The sequence below is a fragment of the Streptomyces rectiviolaceus genome (genome assembly GCF_039533825.1).
Lineage (GTDB): Bacteria > Actinomycetota > Actinomycetes > Streptomycetales > Streptomycetaceae > Streptomyces > Streptomyces rectiviolaceus.
In genome coordinates, this window is the sequence record NZ_BAAAUG010000219.1 from 15,784 (window position 1) to 34,020 (window position 18,237).

At 69.1% G+C, this 18,237-nt stretch carries 15 protein-coding genes and 1 tRNA gene; 9 read left to right on the top strand and 7 right to left on the bottom strand.

The genetic code is table 11. The features are described 5' to 3' along the window. Positions 1-52: 52 nt before the first annotated feature. Positions 53-1,078 (bottom strand): endonuclease III, encoded by a 1,026-nt coding sequence (gene nth / locus ABD378_RS41950; RefSeq protein WP_386544389.1) that lies wholly within the window; start codon positions 1,076-1,078, stop codon positions 53-55. Between the two features lie 182 nt (positions 1,079-1,260). Here nth and ABD378_RS41955 point away from each other — a divergent pair, with 182 nt between their 5' ends. After that, the gene (locus ABD378_RS41955) at positions 1,261-1,935 is read left to right on the top strand and encodes a Crp/Fnr family transcriptional regulator (RefSeq protein ID WP_016642758.1); all 675 of its coding nucleotides are present in this window, start codon (positions 1,261-1,263) and stop codon (positions 1,933-1,935) included. Positions 1,936-2,183: 248 nt separating this feature from the next. After that, positions 2,184-2,999 (top strand): nucleotidyltransferase domain-containing protein, encoded by an 816-nt coding sequence (locus ABD378_RS41960; RefSeq protein WP_344530389.1) that lies wholly within the window; start codon positions 2,184-2,186, stop codon positions 2,997-2,999. A gap of 29 nt (positions 3,000-3,028) precedes the next feature. Here ABD378_RS41960 and ABD378_RS41965 read toward each other — a convergent pair whose 3' ends face one another. From ABD378_RS41965 to sp36, 4 genes are all read right to left on the bottom strand, one after another. After that, a complete protein-coding gene (locus ABD378_RS41965) occupies positions 3,029-3,859 on the bottom strand; it encodes an MBL fold metallo-hydrolase (RefSeq protein ID WP_344530391.1) in 831 nt (276 codons plus the stop codon). A gap of 93 nt (positions 3,860-3,952) precedes the next feature. Further along, a complete protein-coding gene (locus ABD378_RS41970; RefSeq protein ID WP_344530393.1) occupies positions 3,953-4,819 on the bottom strand; it encodes an NUDIX hydrolase in 867 nt (288 codons plus the stop codon). A 147-nt stretch (positions 4,820-4,966) separates the two neighbouring features. Next, entirely contained in the window at positions 4,967-5,437 is a 471-nt protein-coding gene (locus ABD378_RS41975) for a RidA family protein (RefSeq protein ID WP_344530395.1), read from the bottom strand. Further along, the gene (sp36, locus tag ABD378_RS41980) at positions 5,434-5,595 is read right to left on the bottom strand and encodes a Sp36 family protein (RefSeq protein WP_003975360.1); all 162 of its coding nucleotides are present in this window, start codon (positions 5,593-5,595) and stop codon (positions 5,434-5,436) included. Before sp36 ends, ABD378_RS41975 begins: the two co-directional genes overlap by 4 nt. An 82-nt stretch (positions 5,596-5,677) precedes the next feature. On the opposite strand from sp36, the gene bagA reads away from it, so the two are divergent. Both bagA and bagB read left to right on the top strand, forming a co-directional pair. After that, entirely contained in the window at positions 5,678-6,658 is a 981-nt protein-coding gene (gene bagA / locus ABD378_RS41985) for an ATPase BagA (protein WP_344530397.1), read from the top strand. Next, positions 6,655-8,019, top strand: a complete 1,365-nt coding sequence (bagB, locus tag ABD378_RS41990) for an ATPase BagB (RefSeq protein ID WP_344530399.1) — start codon at positions 6,655-6,657, stop codon at positions 8,017-8,019. Before bagA ends, bagB begins: the two co-directional genes overlap by 4 nt. Before the next feature lie 82 nt (positions 8,020-8,101). Here bagB and ABD378_RS41995 read toward each other — a convergent pair whose 3' ends face one another. Continuing rightward, positions 8,102-8,446: a WhiB family transcriptional regulator gene (locus tag ABD378_RS41995; RefSeq protein WP_167828965.1), complete on the bottom strand. Its 345-nt coding sequence runs from the start codon at positions 8,444-8,446 to the stop codon at positions 8,102-8,104. A 416-nt stretch (positions 8,447-8,862) separates the two neighbouring features. Here ABD378_RS41995 and ABD378_RS42000 point away from each other — a divergent pair, with 416 nt between their 5' ends. Continuing rightward, complete coding sequence (locus ABD378_RS42000; protein ID WP_344530401.1) at positions 8,863-11,109, top strand: transglycosylase domain-containing protein; 2,247 nt, start codon at positions 8,863-8,865, stop codon at positions 11,107-11,109. A gap of 99 nt (positions 11,110-11,208) precedes the next feature. Here ABD378_RS42000 and ABD378_RS42005 read toward each other — a convergent pair whose 3' ends face one another. Further along, the gene (locus ABD378_RS42005; RefSeq protein ID WP_344530403.1) at positions 11,209-11,673 is read right to left on the bottom strand and encodes a GatB/YqeY domain-containing protein; all 465 of its coding nucleotides are present in this window, start codon (positions 11,671-11,673) and stop codon (positions 11,209-11,211) included. Between the two features lie 75 nt (positions 11,674-11,748). On the opposite strand from ABD378_RS42005, the gene ABD378_RS42010 reads away from it, so the two are divergent. From ABD378_RS42010 to ABD378_RS42025, 4 genes are all read left to right on the top strand, one after another. Beyond that, positions 11,749-12,675 (top strand): metallophosphoesterase, encoded by a 927-nt coding sequence (locus tag ABD378_RS42010; protein ID WP_344530405.1) that lies wholly within the window; start codon positions 11,749-11,751, stop codon positions 12,673-12,675. A gap of 37 nt (positions 12,676-12,712) precedes the next feature. Continuing rightward, on the top strand, positions 12,713-12,898 hold the full coding sequence (locus tag ABD378_RS42015; RefSeq protein ID WP_344530407.1) for a hypothetical protein: 186 nt from the start codon (positions 12,713-12,715) through the stop codon (positions 12,896-12,898). A gap of 51 nt (positions 12,899-12,949) precedes the next feature. After that, a tRNA-Pro gene (locus ABD378_RS42020) sits at positions 12,950-13,023 on the top strand. A 1,128-nt stretch (positions 13,024-14,151) separates the two neighbouring features. Continuing rightward, positions 14,152-18,168 (top strand): nSTAND1 domain-containing NTPase, encoded by a 4,017-nt coding sequence (locus tag ABD378_RS42025; protein ID WP_344530409.1) that lies wholly within the window; start codon positions 14,152-14,154, stop codon positions 18,166-18,168. The last annotated feature ends 69 nt before the right edge of the window (positions 18,169-18,237 follow it).

An 18,237-nucleotide genomic window follows, 5' to 3' on the forward strand; every position in this document is an offset into this window, starting at 1 on the left:
CACCCCCGTCCAACTGTGGACAACGCCTGCGGACCCTCGGTTGGTTCCTCGCTCATGCCGCGCCCAGCGGGGGCGCGGCCTTTCCCGGGTAGTCCGGCGGGGGCTTGAGGCGCTGGCCCGGCAGGCCGCCCATCTCGTACTTCAGGAGCTTCTTCGCCTTCTCCGGGTCGGTCTCGCCCTCTCCGTACGCCGGGCAGAGATCGGCGATCGGGCAGGCGCCGCAGGCGGGCTTGCGGGAGTGACAGATCCGGCGGCCGTGGAAGATCACGCGGTGCGAGAGCATCGTCCACTCGCTCTTCGGGAAGAGGTCGGCGATGACTGCCTCGACCTTCACCGGGTCGGTCTCCTCGGTCCACTTCCAGCGGCGGACGAGCCGCCCGAAGTGGGTGTCCACGGTGATCCCGGGGACTCCGAAGGCGTTCCCGAGCACGACGAACGCGGTCTTACGGCCTACGCCGGGCAGCTTGACCAGGTCTTCTATGCGGCCGGGGACCTGACCGCCGTGGTTGTCCCGCAGGGCGGTGGCGAGCCCCATGATCGACTTCGTCTTCGCCCGGAAGAACCCGGTCGGCCGGATCAACTCCTCGACCTCTTCGGGGTTCGCGGCGGCGAGGTCCTCCGGGGTCGGGTACGCGGCGAAGAGGCGCGGGGTCGTCTGGTTCACGCGCAGGTCGGTGGTCTGCGCCGAGAGGACCGTGGCGACGAGCAGCTCGAAGGGGTTCTCGAAGTCCAACTCGGGGTGGGCGTACGAGTACACCTCCGCGAGCTCACGGTTGATACGGCGGGCCCGCCGGACGAGGGCGGTGCGGGACTCGGGCTTGGCCTTGGCCTTGGCCTTGGCTGGGGTGACCTTCGTGGCCGGGGCTTTCGTGGCTGGGGCGGCCTTCTTGGCCGGGGTCGATTTCGCCGCGCCCGCGGTGGCCTGTTTCTTCCCCGAAGGGTTCTTCACCGGTGGCACGCTTGCCCCTTTTGTCGCATTCTCTGGCTCAGTGGAAGTCTGTTCGCCCACAGCGGAATCGGGGCGGGCGATTACCTTCGCAGCACCCTTGGCCTGTGCTCTCACCGGCTTTTTGGACACCCGGCCAGCCTAGAGCCCGACACTGACATCCGCCCTGGACCCCATGGATCGGCCCCCAATTGGCCCCCTCCCGCACAGCATGCGACGCCAGTGCGGCAGACTTGTGACTGATCACACTGTTTGGACCGTCCGGCAAAATGGGGAGCACGGTCCCCTGATGCAGGTCGACAAGGAGAGAACTCGTGGACGACGTTCTGCGGCGCGCCCCGCTCTTCGCGGCGCTCGATGACGAGCAGGCCGCGGAGCTCCGCGCCTCCATGAGTGAGGTGACGCTCGCGCGCGGGGATGCGCTTTTCCATGAGGGCGACCCCGGAGACCGCCTTTATGTGGTCACCGAGGGCAAGGTGAAGCTTCACCGCACCTCACCCGACGGCCGCGAGAACATGCTCGCGGTGCTCGGCCCCGGCGAGCTCATCGGTGAGCTCTCGCTGTTCGACCCGGGCCCGCGTACGGCAACCGCCTCCGCGCTCACCGAGGTCAAGCTGCTCGGCCTCGGCCACGGCGACCTTCAGCCGTGGCTCAACGCACGGCCCGAGGTGGCCGCGGCGCTGCTGCGTGCCGTCGCCCGGCGCCTGCGCAAGACCAACGACCAGATGTCCGATCTGGTCTTCTCCGACGTGCCCGGGCGTGTGGCCCGCGCCCTTCTCGACCTGTCGCGCCGCTTCGGTGTGCAGTCCGAAGAGGGCATCCACGTCGTGCACGACCTCACGCAGGAAGAGCTGGCCCAGTTGGTCGGCGCCTCCCGCGAGACGGTCAACAAGGCTCTGGCGGACTTCGCCGGGCGCGGCTGGCTCCGGCTCGAGGCGCGCGCGGTGATCTTGCTGGACGTGGAGCGGCTGGCCAAGCGCTCTCGCTGACGCGATTTCGCTGACGCTGTTTCGTACGCGGATGGGGTCCCGCCTCTTTGAGGCTGGGCCCCATCCGCGTTGAGGCTGGGCCCCATCCGCGTTGAGGCTGGGCCCCATCCGCGTTGAGGCTGGGCCCCATCCGCGTTGCGGCTGGACCCCGCCCCCTCCGTGCTTCCGCACAGGCCTTCCCGCCCCCCCACCCGATTGCCCCGCGGTCGGGAGCCGGGCCCCGTGGGTTCTCGTTGCACAGTGGGGGCATGGGTGAGCGTGGGGTCGATTCTCTGGGGTTCATCGAGCGGGAAGGGGCCCTCGGCCTTGTGCAGAGGGAGTTCCGAGGCCTCGTCGCCGCCGTGCGCGACCGCGTCCTTGAAGTCTTCGGGGCGCGCCTCATCAGCGCGTACCTCTACGGCTCCGTCCCGCGCGGCACCGCACGCCCCGGCCGCTCCGACCTCGATCTGCTGCTTGTCCTGCGCGCGGAGCCGGGGGACGACGACCGGGCCGACGCCGACGCGCTCGGCGTCGCGCTCGACAAGGAGTTCCCGCAGATCGACGGGGTCGGCACCCTGCTGGTGAGCCGAGACCGGGTGCTGAGCGAGCTGGAGACGTACGACCTGGGGTGGTTCGTCGCCTGCCTCTGTACGCCGCTGCTCGGCGAGGATCTCGCCGAGTATCTGCCGCGCTACCGGCCCGACAGCCTCCTCGCCCGTGAGACCAACGGAGACCTCGCCCTCTTCCTGCCGCGTTGGCGCACGCGCATCGCCGCGGCGGCCACCGACGACGAGCGCCGCACGCTCAGCCGCGTCATCGCGCGGCACCTCGTGCGTACCGCCTTCACGCTCGTGATGCCCCGGTGGAACGGCTGGACCAGCGATCTCGCCACCATGGCCGAGGTATTCGGGCGGTACTACCCGGACCACCCGGAACGCGCCGCCCAGATCCGGGATGCCGTCCTCGTCTCGTACGAGCCCGTTGCCGATCCGGCGGTCCTCGCCGCGTACACCGAGGACCTCGGGCCGTGGCTGGCCGCCGAGTACACGGCCGTCCACGGCACGAAGGCGCCCCGGCCCGACTAGGGCTGGATCAGCCGGATCAATCCGGATCGCTAGATCAGGCCGTGCTCGCGCAAGTAGTCCAGTTGTGCCCGCACCGACAGTTCCGCCGCCGGCCACAAGGAGCGGTCCACGTCCGCGTAGACGTGGGCGACCACGTCCGACGGCGCCGCGTGGCCGTTCTCGACCGCCGTCTCGACCTGGGCCAGGCGGTTCGCGCGGTGGGCGAGGTAGAACTCGACGGCGCCCTGGGCGTCTTCCAGGACCGGGCCGTGGCCCGGCAGGACCGTGTGCACGCCGTCGTCGACCGTCAGGGACCGCAGACGCCGCAGGGAGTCCAGATAGTCCCCCAGGCGGCCGTCAGGGTGCGCCACGACCGTCGTACCGCGGCCCAGGACCGTATCCCCCGTCAGGACGGCCTGATCGGCCGGGAGATGGAAGCACAGGGAATCCGCGGTGTGGCCCGGCGTCGGGACCACGCGAAGCTCCAGGCCGCCCGTCGTGATCACGTCACCCGCGTCCAGGCCCTCGTCGCCCAGGCGCAACGCGGGGTCCAGGGCCCGCACCTTGGTGCCGGTCAGCTCGGCGAAGCGTGCGGCGCCCTCCGCGTGGTCGGGGTGGCCGTGGGTGAGGAGGGTGAGGGCGACCCGCTGCCCGGCCTTCTCTGCCGTGGCGATGACGTGCTGGAGGTGTACGTCGTCCAGGGGCCCCGGGTCGATGACGACCGCGAGCCCGGAGTCCGGCTCGGACACGATCCACGTGTTGGTCCCGTCCAGCGTCATCGCGGACGCGTTGGGGGCAAGCACGTTGACCGCGCGGGCGGTGGCGGGACCGCTGAGGACCCCGCCCCGGGGCTGGCCGGGAAGGGCGGCGGCTTCGGTCATGCGGGGATGGCTCCCGTCCGGTTCGTGGCCGTGGTGGCAGGCGTAGACGTGGTGGTGGCAGGCGTCGCCGTGGTCATGCGGAACCCCCCGTGGTCATCCGGAACCCCCCGTGGGGATGTGCTTGGTGAACTCGTCGTGGCCCGGCCAGGACAGAACCAACTCGCCGTATTCGAAGCGCGCTTGGGCCAGGACGGGGGTGAGATCGCGCTCCGGGGCCGCCGCCAGGGCGTCCGCGGCCGACCCGTAGGAGCTCAGTTGGCGCAGGGTCGCGATGGTGGGCGGCATCATCAGGAGGTCACCCTTGTCGTACCCCGCCGTGGCCTCCCCCGGAGCGATCCACACCGTGCGGTCGGCCTCCGTGGAGGCGTTGCGGGTGCGCTGCCCCTCCGGGAGGGCCGCCACGAAGAAGAACGTGTCGTAGCGCTTCGGCTCGAACTCCGGAGTGATCCAGCGCGCCCATGCGGCAAGGAGGTCACTACGGAGGACCAGCCCCCGACGGTCAAGGAACTGGGCGAAGGAGAAGTCGCGGGCCACCAGCGCCTCGCGGTCCGCCTCCCAGTCGTCGCCCGTGGTGTCGCCCACGACGCTCGACGGGGTCGGCCCCGCGAGCAGCACGCCCGCTTCCTCGTACGTCTCGCGGACGGCGGCGCACACGATCGCCTGGGCGCCCGGCTCGTCCACGCCGAGGCGCGCCGCCCACGTCGCGAGGGAGGGGCCCGCCCAGCGCACGAGGTGGTCGTCGTCGCGCGGGTCCACGCCGCCGCCCGGATACGCGTACGCGCCTCCGGCGAAAGCCATGGAGGCGCGTCTGCGCAGCATGTGTACGGCGGGGCCCGCCACGGAGTCCCGAAGGAGCATGACCGTGGCCGCCCGGCGCGGAGTCGCCGGCGTCAGTTCGCCGCTGCTCAGCGCACGGATACGGTCGGGCCACTCCGGGGGGTACCACTGCCCATTCGCCATGGGCGGAGGCTATCCCCTAGTGAGCTGATGTTCGAGAGGCAACTATCGGGTGCCAGGAGGCAGCCGATAGGGCCGACAAGGCAGCGATTACGCCTCGCCGAGCCTCACTCGCCGAGTCCCACTCGCCGGGCTCCACCCGGATCTCGACTACGCCTCGGTCAGTTCCACCTGGATCTCGACCTCGACCGGCGCGTCCAGCGGCAGGACCGCGACGCCGACCGCGCTGCGGGCGTGCACGCCCTTGTCGCCGAGCACCTCGCCGAGCAGCTCGCTCGTGCCGTTGATCACCGCGGGCTGGCCCGTGAAGTCCGGGGCCGATGCCACGAAGCCGACGACCTTCACGACGCGCGCGACGCGGTCCAGGTCACCGGCGATGGACTTCACCGCGGCCAGGGCGTTCAGCGCGCACGTACGGGCCAGTTCCTTGGCCTCCTCGGGCGTCACCTCCGCGCCGACCTTGCCGGTCACCGGAAGCTTGCCCTCCACCATCGGGAGCTGGCCCGAGGTGTAGACGTACACACCGGACTGAACCGCCGGCTGGTAGGCGGCGAGCGGCGGCACGACCTCGGGCAGGGTCATGCCCAGCTCGGCCAGCTTCGCCTCGACGTTGCCGCTCATGCCTGCTTCTCCCGCTTCAGGTAGGCCACGAGCTGCTCAGGGTTGTTCGGCCCGGGCACGACCTGGACGAGCTCCCAGCCGTCCTCGCCCCAGGTGTCCAGAATCTGCTTCGTGGCATGGACGAGCAGCGGCACGGTTGCGTATTCCCACTTGGTCATATGGCCGACTGTAGCCGTTGTGAGGTGCTGCTCACGGTGGCCTCCTGCTTAGCCCGGACGTCGACTGGTTAGGCTCGGAAGTGTGAGCAGGCTCCAGGTCGTCAGCGGCAAGGGCGGTACCGGCAAGACCACGGTGGCCGCCGCACTCGCGCTCGCCCTCGCGACGGAGGGCAAGCGCACCCTCCTCGTCGAGGTCGAGGGCAGACAGGGCATCGCGCAGCTCTTCGAGACCGAAGCGCTGCCGTATGAGGAGCGGAAGATCGCCGTCGCTCCCGGGGGCGGGGAGGTGTACGCCCTCGCCATCGACCCCGAACTCGCGCTGCTCGACTACCTCCAGATGTTCTACAAGCTGGGGGGTGCCGGGCGCGCGCTCAAGAAACTCGGCGCCATCGACTTCGCCACCACCGTCGCGCCGGGCCTGCGGGACGTCCTGCTGACCGGCAAGGCCTGCGAAGCCGTACGCCGCAAGGAGAAGAGCGGGCGGTACGCGTACGACTGCGTGGTGATGGACGCGCCGCCCACCGGCCGCATCACGCGCTTCCTGAACGTGAACGACGAGGTGGCAGGGCTCGCCAAGATCGGCCCGATACACAATCAGGCGCAGGCCGTGATGCGCGTCCTCAAGTCTCCGGAGACAGCCGTCCACTTGGTGACGCTCCTCGAAGAGATGCCCGTCCAGGAGACCGCCGACGGGATCGCCGAGCTGCGCGCCGCGAAGCTCCCCGTGGGGCGCGTCATGGTGAACATGGTGCGGCCCACGCTGCTCGACGAGTCCGCCCTTGAGCTCGGGCTCGGCCAGACCCCCCGTACCGCCATCGCCAAGTCCCTGTCCGCCGCCGGACTCGGCGGAGCCCGCCGCGGAGGTGTCGCCGAGCGCCTGGTCGACCCGCTCCTGGAGCAGGCCTCCGAGTACGCCGAGCGGTACGCCCTGGAGGGCTCCCAGCGGGCCGTTCTGGGCGACCTCGGCCTGCCGCTGCACGAACTCCCGCTGCTGGCCGGGGGAATGGACCTGGCGGGGCTCTACGAACTCGCCACGGAACTGCGGAAGCAAGGGATCGCATGACCTCGGACCCGGCACGAGACCCGGACACGGCACGCCCCCTGGACCCGGCCCGCACGCTCGACGTGGACGCCCTGCTCGACGACCCGAAGACCCGCATCGTGGTGTGCTGCGGCTCCGGAGGCGTCGGCAAGACGACCACGGCGGCCGCGCTCGGCCTGCGCGCCGCCGAACGGGGCCGCAAGGTCGTCGTCCTGACCATCGACCCGGCGCGCCGGCTCGCCCAGTCCATGGGCATCGACTCGCTCGACAACGTCCCGCGCCGGGTCAAGGCGGTCGACGGCGACGGCGAACTGCACGCCATGATGCTCGACATGAAGCGCACCTTCGACGAGATCGTCGAGGCGCACGCGGACAAGGAGCGGGCGAGCGCGATCCTCGGCAACCCCTTCTACCAGTCGCTTTCGGCGGGCTTCGCGGGCACGCAGGAGTACATGGCGATGGAGAAGCTGGGGCAGCTGCGCTCCCGCGACGAGTGGGACCTGATCGTCGTCGACACGCCGCCCTCGCGCTCGGCCCTGGACTTCCTCGACGCCCCCAAGCGCCTCGGTTCCTTCCTGGACGGGAAGCTGATCCGGGTGCTCATGGCCCCGGCGAAGGTGGGCGGCCGGGCCGGGATGAAGTTCCTGAACGTCGGGATGTCGATGATGACGGGGGCCCTGGGCAAGCTGCTCGGCGGTCAACTGCTGCGTGACGTCCAGACGTTCGTGGCCGCCATGGACACCATGTTCGGCGGCTTCCGCACCCGCGCGGACGCCACGTACCGACTGCTCCAGGCTCCGGGAACGGCGTTCCTCGTGGTGGCTTCGCCGGAGCGGGACGCGCTGCGTGAGGCGGCGTACTTCGTGGAGCGCCTTGCCGCCGACGACATGCCGCTGGCCGGTCTCGTGCTGAACCGGGTGCACCGCAGCGGCGCCGCTCAGCTCTCGGCCGAGCGGGCACTTGCCGCCGCGGAAAATCTTGATGAGAGCCGCATTGTGGATCAGGAGGACGGGAAGGTTGGACTGCGTAACTCCAGCGAGGCTTCCCACGAGGCTCCCGGCAACTCCCCCGAGGCCCCCGGCAGTTCCGAGACCCCAGCACCTCCTGAAGCACCAGAAGCGCCCGAAGCACCTTCTGAACTCCATGACACGCAACCGCCCGTGGCACAGCTGACCGCAGGCCTGCTGCGACTGCACGCGGAACGCATGCAGCTGCTCTCGCGCGAACAGCGCACGCGCGACCGCTTCACCGCGCTTCACCCCGAGGTGGCCATGGCCGAAGTGACGGCGCTGCCGGGCGATGTGCACGACCTGGCAGGCCTTCGGGCCATCGGGGACCGGCTCGCGGCCGGTACTGATGGTGATCCGGCCGGAGCTGCCTGAACAGCGGACTGACCCACAGCCACGCGGCCGGTGGGGGCTCTCCGTAGAGGGCCGTTCCCCACCGCCACGCGGCGGACGGGCGCTAACCCACTGCCGCGTAGCTCTCGTACGTCTCGTCGTCCTCCAAGTCCACGGGCAGCAGGCCCGCGCCACGCTCGTACTCGGAGCGCGCCGTCTCCAGCAGACGGCGCCACGAGGTGACTGTGGGACGCCTGCGCAGCAGTGCGCGGCGCTCCCGCTCAGTCATGCCACCCCACACGCCGAACTCGACGCGGTTGTCCAGCGCATCGGCCAGGCACTCCGTGCGCACCGGGCAGCCGGTGCACACCGCCTTGGCCCTGTTCTGCGCTGCTCCTTGAACGAACAGTTCATCTGGATCGGTAGTGCGGCAGGCCGCCTGCGCACTCCAGTCGGTTACCCAGCCCATACCGGCGCCGTCCTCTCCCGAATCGAGGCTCCCCCACGGCGGCAGCGGCATATTCACCGCCGCCAGTTGAGGACGTTACGGAGGTTGGGCACAGCGCAACACCCCCTTCGGGCCCAATCTTGAATGGCCCGAACGGACTATGCGTAAGCGGCAGATCACCCGACGGAGTGAGCTGGCGACATGCGTGATGAACCCGGCAAATGCGGGCACTTCAGCTGAGTCACAACGGGCATCGAATGCCGCATGAGGCGAATTCGGACACACTTTCCCTAGCCCTGAGAGAGCTGAGGGAGTCCCCGTTCGGGATTCGGGGCCGACGAAGGGGTTGTTGCCAAACCGCACTGCTGTGACAGTTGAGAGCAGCTTAGGCCAAGGCATTGAGGCGTGTCCGGCGAATCAGAACGTAGGCTGCCCCCATGGGAAAGAAGCGCTCGGGCGGTGGTCTGTCACCAACTCAGCAGGCCGCGAAGTTCCTAGGTGTCAGCGTGCTCGCGGGAGCCGTGCTGGCAGGCATCGCCCTGCCCGCGGCCGGCGCGCTCGGCCTCGCGGCGAAGGGCTCGGTGGAGGGGTTCGACGACATCCCATCCAACATGGAGCAGCCGCCGCTGAGTCAGCGCACCACGATCCTGGACAACAAGGGCGGCTCCATCGCCACGGTCTACTCACGTGACCGCACCGTGGTGCCGCTCAAGAAGATCTCGCCCTACATGCAGAAGGCGATCGTCGCGATCGAGGACTCGCGCTTCTACGAACACGGCGCGATCGACGCGAAGGGCATCCTGCGCGCCCTGAACCAGAACGCACAGAGCGGCGGCGTCTCCCAGGGCGCGTCCACGCTCACCCAGCAGTACGTGAAGAACGTCTTCGTCGAGGAGGCGGGCGACGACCCGACGAAGGTCGCCGAGGCCACCCAGCAGACCCTCGGGCGCAAGATCCGCGAGCTGAAGTACGCGATCCAGGTCGAGGACAAGCTGGGCAAGAAGCGCATCCTCAGCAACTACCTGAACATCACCTACTTCGGACAGCAGGCCTACGGAGTCGAGGCCGCGGCCCAGCGCTACTTCTCCAAGTCCGCCAAGGAGCTGCAGGTCCAGGAGGCCGCGCTGCTCGCCGGCATCGTGCAGTCCCCCAGCAGGTACGACCCGGTCAACGACACCGAGGAAGCCACCAAGCGCCGCAACGTAGTGCTGCAGCGGATGGCGGAGACGCACGACATCACGCAGGCGGAGGCCGCGGCGGCGAAGGAGAAGCCGCTCGGCCTGAAGGTGAGCAAGCCCAAGAACGGCTGCATCACGGCGGTCAGCGGCGCCGGGTTCTTCTGTGACTACGTACGCGAGGTCTTCCTCTCCGACCCCGTCTTCGGCAAGACCAAGGAAGCCCGGGCCAAGGTCTGGAACCAAGGCGGTCTGCAGATCAAGACCACCCTCGACCCGCAGGCGCAGCAGTCCGTGCAGGCCTCGATAAAGGATCACGTCAACCAGAGCGACGACGTGGCCACGGCGGCCACCATCGTCGAGCCGGGCACCGGCAAGATCCTGGGCATGGGCCAGTCGCGGCCCTACGGCTTCAAGAAGGACGAGACCACGATCAACCTGTCCGTGGACGACGCCATGGGCGGCGGCGCGGGCTACCAGCCGGGATCGACGTTCAAGCCGATCGTGGCCGCGGCCGCCCTGGAGGGCGGAATGCCTCCTACGAAGAGCTACGGAGCTCCGTACGAGATGCCGTACCCCAGCAGCGTCGCGGCGTGTGACGGCAAGAAGTGGCTGAACTCGGGCGGCGCGAAGCTGACCAACGAGAACGAGTCCGAGGTCGGCCCGTACGCCATGAAGGAAGCGACCGCGAAGTCGGTCAACACCTACTACGTGGAGATGATCGGCGACATCGGCATCTGCCCGGTGACGAAGATGGCCAAGAAGATGGGCGTCGAGCGGGCCGACGGCAACAAGTTGGACCAGGCGCCGTCGATCGCGCTCGGCACCCAGGAGATGTCGCCGCTGACGATGGCGGGCGCGTACGCCACGTTCGCCGCGCGCGGCGAACACTGCACGCCCGTCGCGATCGAGTCGATCTCCGCACCGGGCGGCAAGACGCTGCCGGTGCCGAAGTCGACGTGCTCGCGCGCGATGTCGGAGAAGACGGCCGACACGATCAACACCCTCCTGAAGGGCGTGGTCGAGGACGGAACCGGCCAGCAGGCCGGCCTCGGCTCCCGCCCGAGCGCGGGCAAGACGGGTACGACCGACTACCGCTACGCCGCCTGGTTCGTGGGCTACACCCCGAACATGTCGGGCGCGGTCTGGGTCGGCGACCCGCAGCACAAGCGGCAGATGGTCGACATCACCATCGGCGGAGTCCCGTACGACAAGGTCTTCGGTGGTGAGGTCCCGGGTCCGATCTGGCGGGACGCGATGAGCGGGGCGCTCGCGGGCAAGCCCGCGCCGGGCTTCAACACCATCCACATCCCGGACGGCGACAAGGACAAGGACAAGCCCCACGAGGACGACAAGCCGGGCGGCGGCAATGGTGGTGGCGGCGACAACGGCGGCGGGGGCGGCGATCCCTGGCCGGACATCTCCCTGCCGCCGGACGTCATCGGCGGCAACGGCAACGGCGGGAACGGCAATGGCAATGGGGGCGGGATCGGCGGCTGGGGCCGGTAGGTTCCCAGCTCCCGCTTGATACGTGGACTTGATACGTGGATGAGGGCGCCCCCTGAAGTCAGGGGGCGCCCTCATTCGCGTACGTACGCGCGCGTGCGCTCAGCCCGCGAGCAGCTTCTTGACCACGGCGGCGACGCGGCCGCCCTCCGCCAGGCCCGCGACCTTCGGGTTCACGATCTTCATGACCTGGCCCATGGCGCGCGGCCCCTCGGCGCCGGCGGCCTTGGCCTCCTCGACGGCCTGGGCGACGATCGCCTGAAGCTCGTCCTCGGAGAGCTGCTTCGGCAGGTACTCGGCGAGGATCTCGCCCTCCGCCTTCTCCTTCTCGGCCTGCTCGGCACGGCCGCCGTTGGCGAAGGCCTCCGCGGCCTCGCGGCGCTTCTTCGCCTCGCGGGCGATCACCTTCTGCACCTCGTCGTCGGAGAGCTCGCGGGCCGTCTTGCCCGAGACCTCCTCCTTCGTGATGGCGGTGAGGGTCAGCCGGAGCGTCGAGGAGCGCAGCTCGTCACGCCCCCTGATCGCGGCGGTGAGGTCTTCCTGAAGCTTCGACTTGAGCGTGGTCATGCGGTGATTGTCGCAGGTGCGTACGGCCCGACGCCCGCTGATTTACGGGGCCTTCGGGTCTGACACGATGGGTGGATGCGCGCGCGATACGCAGTACCTCTGGGAATCACGACGACGGCCGCCGCCGGTCTGGCCTACTCGGTGGGCTTCGAAGCCCGATCCTTCCGACTGCGACGGATCACGGTGCCGGTCCTTCCGCCAGGGATGCGACCGCTCAGAGTCCTCCAGGTGTCGGACATCCACATGGTGTCCGGGCAGCGCAAGAAGCAGCGCTGGCTGCGCTCGCTCGCCGGTCTCCGCCCCGACTTCGTGATCAACACCGGGGACAACCTCTCCGACCCGGAGGGCGTGCCGGAGACGCTGGACGCGCTCGGCCCGCTGATGCAGTTCCCCGGTGCGTACGTCTTCGGCTCGAACGACTACTACGGGCCCAAGCCGCGCAACCCCGTCCGCTATCTGATCGAGAAGTCGCAGGGCAAGCACGGCCTGAACGGCAACGCACCCGCCGTCGGCGTGATCCACAACCCGTGGGAGGACCTGCGCGACGGCTTCGACGCCGCGGGCTGGGTGAACCTGACGAACACGCGGGGCGCGCTGAAGGTCGAGGGCTACGAGATCGGCCTCACGGGCCTGGACGACCCGCACATCAAGCGCGACCGGTACGCGCGCGTGGCGGGCGGTCCCGACGCGGGCGCCGACTTCTCGATGGGCATCGTGCACGCCCCGTACCTGCGCACCCTCGACTCCTTCACGGCCGACGGCTACCCCCTGATCCTCGCGGGCCACACCCACGGCGGCCAGGTCTGCATCCCCTTCTACGGGGCACTGGTCACCAACTGCGACCTGGACACGGAGCGCGTAAAGGGCCTGTCGACGCACGAGGCGGAGGGGCGGACGTCGTACATGCACGTATCGGCGGGCTGCGGCGCGAACCGCTACACCCCTATGCGGTTCGCATGCCCTCCGGAGGCGACGCTGCTTACGCTGACGGCGCGGGGCTGAGGCCCTCCGGGGGGCTCCGTCCCCCCGCGGCGCGATCATGCCCCCGGGCTCACCGGCGCGCTACCCCTATCCGTTCCTGGACGTAGAGGTGCACGGATACGCGGGAGTCCTGGCCAACGCCGTCCTCTTCGGCCTGGACCGCATCCGCCCGGGCCACCGGGACGCGGCGCCGGGTAGCCAGGGCCCGAAAACCGGATTTCGTCTCCGGGCGCCGGTCCGCTAAAGTAATCGATGTCGCCACGGCCTGCGCAGCGGGCCAGTGGAACAACGACATCGGGGTGTAGCGCAGCTTGGCAGCGCGCTTCGTTCGGGACGAAGAGGTCGTGGGTTCAAATCCCGCCACCCCGACAGCTGAAACACCAGGTCAGGCCCGGTTTCCAGAAATGGGAACCGGGCCTGACTCGTTCTCTGGGGCCATCTCGGGAGTGAGCTAGAGCAACCCGGGGTGCCGCTCGACGGGGTGCCGCCGTGTGACGCGTGGTGCCTCGTTACCCTCTCGCGCGACCTCTTGATCGCGTGGTGCTCGCTGCACAGCGCCTTCAGGTTCTCGTATCGGTGTTCGGCGCCGGGTCTGATGAGGTCGACGTCGGTCGACGCCCGTCCGCACACGGTGCTGTGCTCGTTCCATCGACAACATTGCTCGTCGCCTGCGAGGACGTACGCGCGTCGTTGTGGCCAGTCGGCAGACAGCTAGTGCTTTCGCGTGCTGCCTGCCCGTTGCCCGCTCACGTCTCGTCGGAGCTCGTCGAGAAACTCGGCAGCTGCTCGGAAGAATGCGGCGAGGGTGGGGCGCGTGTTCGGACCGTCGGTCTCGATCTCTCCGAGCGCGATCTCGGGTCCATCCCCGACTCGGACGCGGGCGGCCTTGCAGGCGAGCAGTGTCGAGATGAGCGCACCGCGTCAGAAGCTCCCCAACCGCTCCAGCGGCTGCCTTGAACAACAACGTGGGCATGGACAACGGCTCCCCGGCAGAGTGGACCCGCAGGACGTGGCGGGGCGATCCGGCTCCGGGCGGCACAGCATCTGCTGGCCACGCAGAGCTGCGGCAGATGCGCGGCTCGCGATCGCGCCAGACGTCACGTACGGCCCCTGGTTCCTCGTCACACGCCGCGTCGTTTCGGTACCGGTCCCTCCCCTGTGGGGACCGGTACCGAACGACGGACTGCATCGACCCGCGTCATGTCGGCGTAACGGCGCGGATCGAGGAAAGACGGATCCGCAGTCCTCGCGACAACGGTCCGGAGGTGATCGGCGAAAACCAGCCGAGGCTATGCAGCGTCGCCATTCACCTCTGCGAGTCACCCCGAGCTGATGACCTGCCATGACGCTGCGCGGTTGGTTCGCTACCGGTTCGTGATCCTGCCAGCTGAGGTGCCGGAAGAGGAGGTTCCGTCATCGTCCGGACCCCTTAACCGCAGGTCAGCCGTATAAGGTGAGTTTTCCGGTCCGGATGTCCAGATGCGGGGGAAGTAAGGGGTGGAGGCCTTGAGTCCCGACTCTGGGGCACGCACAGCCTTCGCGGAACGTCTCGCGCTGCTGTACAAGGAAGCCGGTAACCCTCCCCTCCAGCGAGTGGCCGAGGCGGTCGTCCGGCACCAGCGGGTCGATGAACGCGGGCGGACCGTGAGGGTCTCCGCCCAGCGGATCAGCGACTGGCGGCGGGCCAAGAACGTGCCTGCCCAGTTTGCTGCCCTCTCAGCGGTGCTCCATGTGCTGATACCCGAAGCACGACGCGAGCGGCCCGCTCCGGTGTCCGCGGGTCTGTACGACATGGCCCAGTGGCAGCTCCTGTGGGAGCGCGCGGTGGCCGACCCGGTCAGCGGTCGCGCTGCCCCGGCATCCGACGCAGAAGATGAGGAACGGCTTCAAGCCGAGGCCCTGACCGCCCTCCACAGTGTGTGTCCCTACCGAGGGCTGGCTTCGTATCGCCAGCAAGACGCCCGGTGGTTCTTCGGACGAGAGCGGAGTACAGACGCCCTCGTCGCTCAGCTCCGCGCCGCGGAGAAGACGGGCGGCCTGGTCATGCTCGTGGGCGCTTCGGGGGCGGGAAAGTCCTCTCTGCTGAACGCAGGCCTGGTGCCCACGCTGCAGAACGGCGCGCTGAGCGACGCGGACAGTCAGGCAGGCCCCGTACTGCAGCTCGTGCCGGGAAGCGACCCTCTCGCTGAGCTGACCCGCCAGATACCTGAGCTCGCGCATGCCGTCTCTGTCGCCGAGGAAGCGGCGGTGACAGGTCCTGGCACTCCGCAATTCGCGAACGCGGTGAGGGAATCCGTCGCGGCCTGGGCGCGACGCCAGACGCCTACCGCTGCCCGTCCTGTCGTCATCGTGGATCAGTTCGAGGAGACATTCACCCTCTCCTCCGACGAGGCGAGCAAGCGCACTTTCATCCAGGTCCTTCAGGCCGCGTGCTCCCCCGGCGACGCCGGTGACCCGGCTCCCGCGCTCGTGGTCCTGGGCATACGCGCCGACTTCTACGAGCAGTGCCTCAGGTATCCCGAACTGGCCGATGCGCTGCAACACCGGCACATGGTGCTCGGGCCGCTGACCACCACGGAGTTGCGCGATGCCGTGACCGGCCCGGCCAAAGCCGTGGGGCTGGAGCTCGAACCGGGTCTAGCGGAACTGATCGTCCGGGAAGTGAGCACGGACGGGCCCCGCGGGACGCACGACGCGGGAGTGCTGCCGCTCCTCTCCCATGCCCTGCTCGCCACTTGGCAGCGGCGGAAGACCGGCAGGCTGACCCTGGCCGGTTACCGCGCGGCGGGGGGAATCCAGGGAGCGGTCGCGGCGAGCGCCGAGCGGGCCTGGTCCGACCTCGACCCAGCCGCACGCACGGCCGCGCGGCTGCTCCTCCTCAGGCTGGTCCGGCTCGGCGAAGACACCCAGGCCACCCGCAGGCGGGGGGCGCGGCGGCAATTGGCCGAGGAGTCGACGGACCCCGGCAAGACCGAGGAATCGCTCGAAGCACTGGTACGCGCTCGATTGGTGACACTCGACGCGGAGACCGTGGAGATCACGCACGAAGCGCTGCTCCACGCCTGGCCCCGTCTGCGCGACTGGATCGACGAGGACAGGAACGACAATCTGCTGCGCCAGCGCCTTGAGGAAGACGGCAGGACCTGGGAGGACGCCGACCGCGATACGTCACTGCTCTACCGGGGTTCCCGTCTTGAGCAAGCCCGTGCCTGGAGGAAGACCGCCGGTGGCACGTTCCTGACCAGAGGCGCGGTGGAGTTCCTGGCTGCTTCGGCCAGACTCCGTAGGCGCACGGTCTTGATCATCCGTGGCGCAGTGGCGGCTCTGGTCGTTCTCGCCATGGTGGCCGTCGTCTCGGCGGTGGTCGCGTGGCAGCAGCGAGACGATGCGGTGTTCGAGCAAGTGGTCGCCGAGGCTGATCGCGTCCAGGACACGGATCCGTCACTGTCCGCCCAACTCGACCTGGTCGCGCACGATCTGCGGCCTGACGACGAAGACACCACGAACCGGTTGCTCTCGATCGTGAACGCGCCGCTGGCCACCCCGCTCCTCGGCCACAAGGGCGCCGTCTACCTCACCTCGTTCAGCCCGAACGGACGGTTCCTGGCCACCGCCAGCTACGACAGGACCGTACGGCTGTGGGACGTCTCGGACCGGTCTCGTCCCAAGCCTCTGGGCAAACCCCTCACCGGCCACAAGAGTTGGGTGAGCAGCGCGGTCTTCAGCCCGGACGGCAACACCCTCGCCACCGCTTCGGACGACGGCACGGTCCGGATGTGGAACGTTCAGGACCCCAGCAATCCGCGCCCGTTGGGTTCACCCCTGACCGGCCATGACGGCGCGATCTATCTGGTCGCCTTCAGTCCGGACGGGCGCACGCTGGCCTCGGCCAGTGACGACCACACCGTTCGTCTGTGGAACGTGGGCGATCCGAGCCGGCCGAAGGCACTCGGCGCTTTGACCGGCCACACCGCTGCCGTGCGCTCCGTGGCCTTCAGCCCCGGCGGTCGAACGCTGGCGGCCGGTGGCGACAACGGCACGATCAGACTGTGGAACATCGCCGACCCGCGTCGCCCGAAGCCGATCGACAAGGTGCTGACCGGCCATACGGGCACGGTGCACTCCGTCGCCTTCAGCCCCGATGACCGCACTCTGGCCAGCGGCAGCAGCGACAACGCCATCCGCCTCTGGAACGTGACCGACCCACGCCATGCGAAATCACTCGGCGAGCCACTCACCGGCCACACCGGCGCCGTATGGTCCGTGGCCTTCAACCCCGGCGGAACCATGCTCGCGGCCGCGAGCGCGGACAGCACGGCGAGCCTGTGGAACATCCGTGATCCAGCGCATCCGTCGCAGGTCGGCGAGCCTCTCGCGGGCAGCAGCGGGGAGATGTACGCCCTCGGCTTCAGCCCCGACGGACGAACTCTCGCCACTGGGAGCGGCGACAACAAGGTCCGTCTGTGGTCGATACCGACGTCAGACATGGTTGGCAGAATCGGAGCGTTCCGCCCTGATGGGAAGGTGCTCGCCACGGCCGCGCACGACGACCAGCTTCGGCTGTGGAACGTGGAGCGTCCCAACCGGCCCGTGACGCTGAGCAAACCGTTCAAACCCCCGGGCGGGGACGTGCGTTCGCCCGTATTCTCCCCCGACGGCCACACACTCGCGGTGCTTACGGGAGACCGCGCAGTCCAGCTGTGGAACGTCACCGACCCGACTCGCCCCGTCCCCCACGGGCCGCCCGTCGCCCTGCGGACACGGTTCGCGGCCGCGCTGACCTTCAGCCCGGATGGGCGCACGCTGGCAACCGCCGACACAGACCGCACCATTCAGTTGTGGGACGTCAGCGATCCGTCTCATCTCCGCAAGCGCGGCGCACCGCTCACGGGCCACAAGGGCTACGTCAATTCCCTCGCCTTCGGGACGGACGGACGAACTCTCGCCAGCGCAAGCGCGGACGGCACGATCCGCCTCTGGAATGTGTCCGACCCGCGTCACGCCACCCGACTCGGCAAGCCTCTCAAGGGGCACCTGGGCCCCATCAACGAGCTCGCCTACAGCCCGGACGGCCGCACACTGGCCAGCGGGAGTGACGACGGCACGGTACGACTCTGGAACGTCGCCGACCCCCGCAAGGCAACCCGGCTGGGCGCCCCTCTTACTGGCCACACCGACGCGGTGATGTCACTGACGTACAGCCAGGATGGCCGCACCCTGGCGAGTGGCGCCAACGACAACACGGTCCGCCTCTGGGACGTCACTCACCCCTCCAACGCCTCCCCAATCGGTCAATCCATGAGCCCCAACGCCAAGACCGGCAGTTTCTTGTCGTTCAGCCCTCGGGGCGAGATGCTCGGCGTTTCGAGCGGAACGGATACGGTCCGGCTTTGGAACCTGAACACCGACGAGGCGATTCGTCGCATTTGCTCAACCACTCAAGGCGTTCTTACGCAGGAAAGATGGCACGAGTATCTGCCACGTCTCTCGTACGCGCCGCCCTGTGACGAGTAGCTTTCACCACCCCTCCCCTACGGATCACGTTGCGTGATCCCGGTCACAACTCGACATTCTGACGGAGCA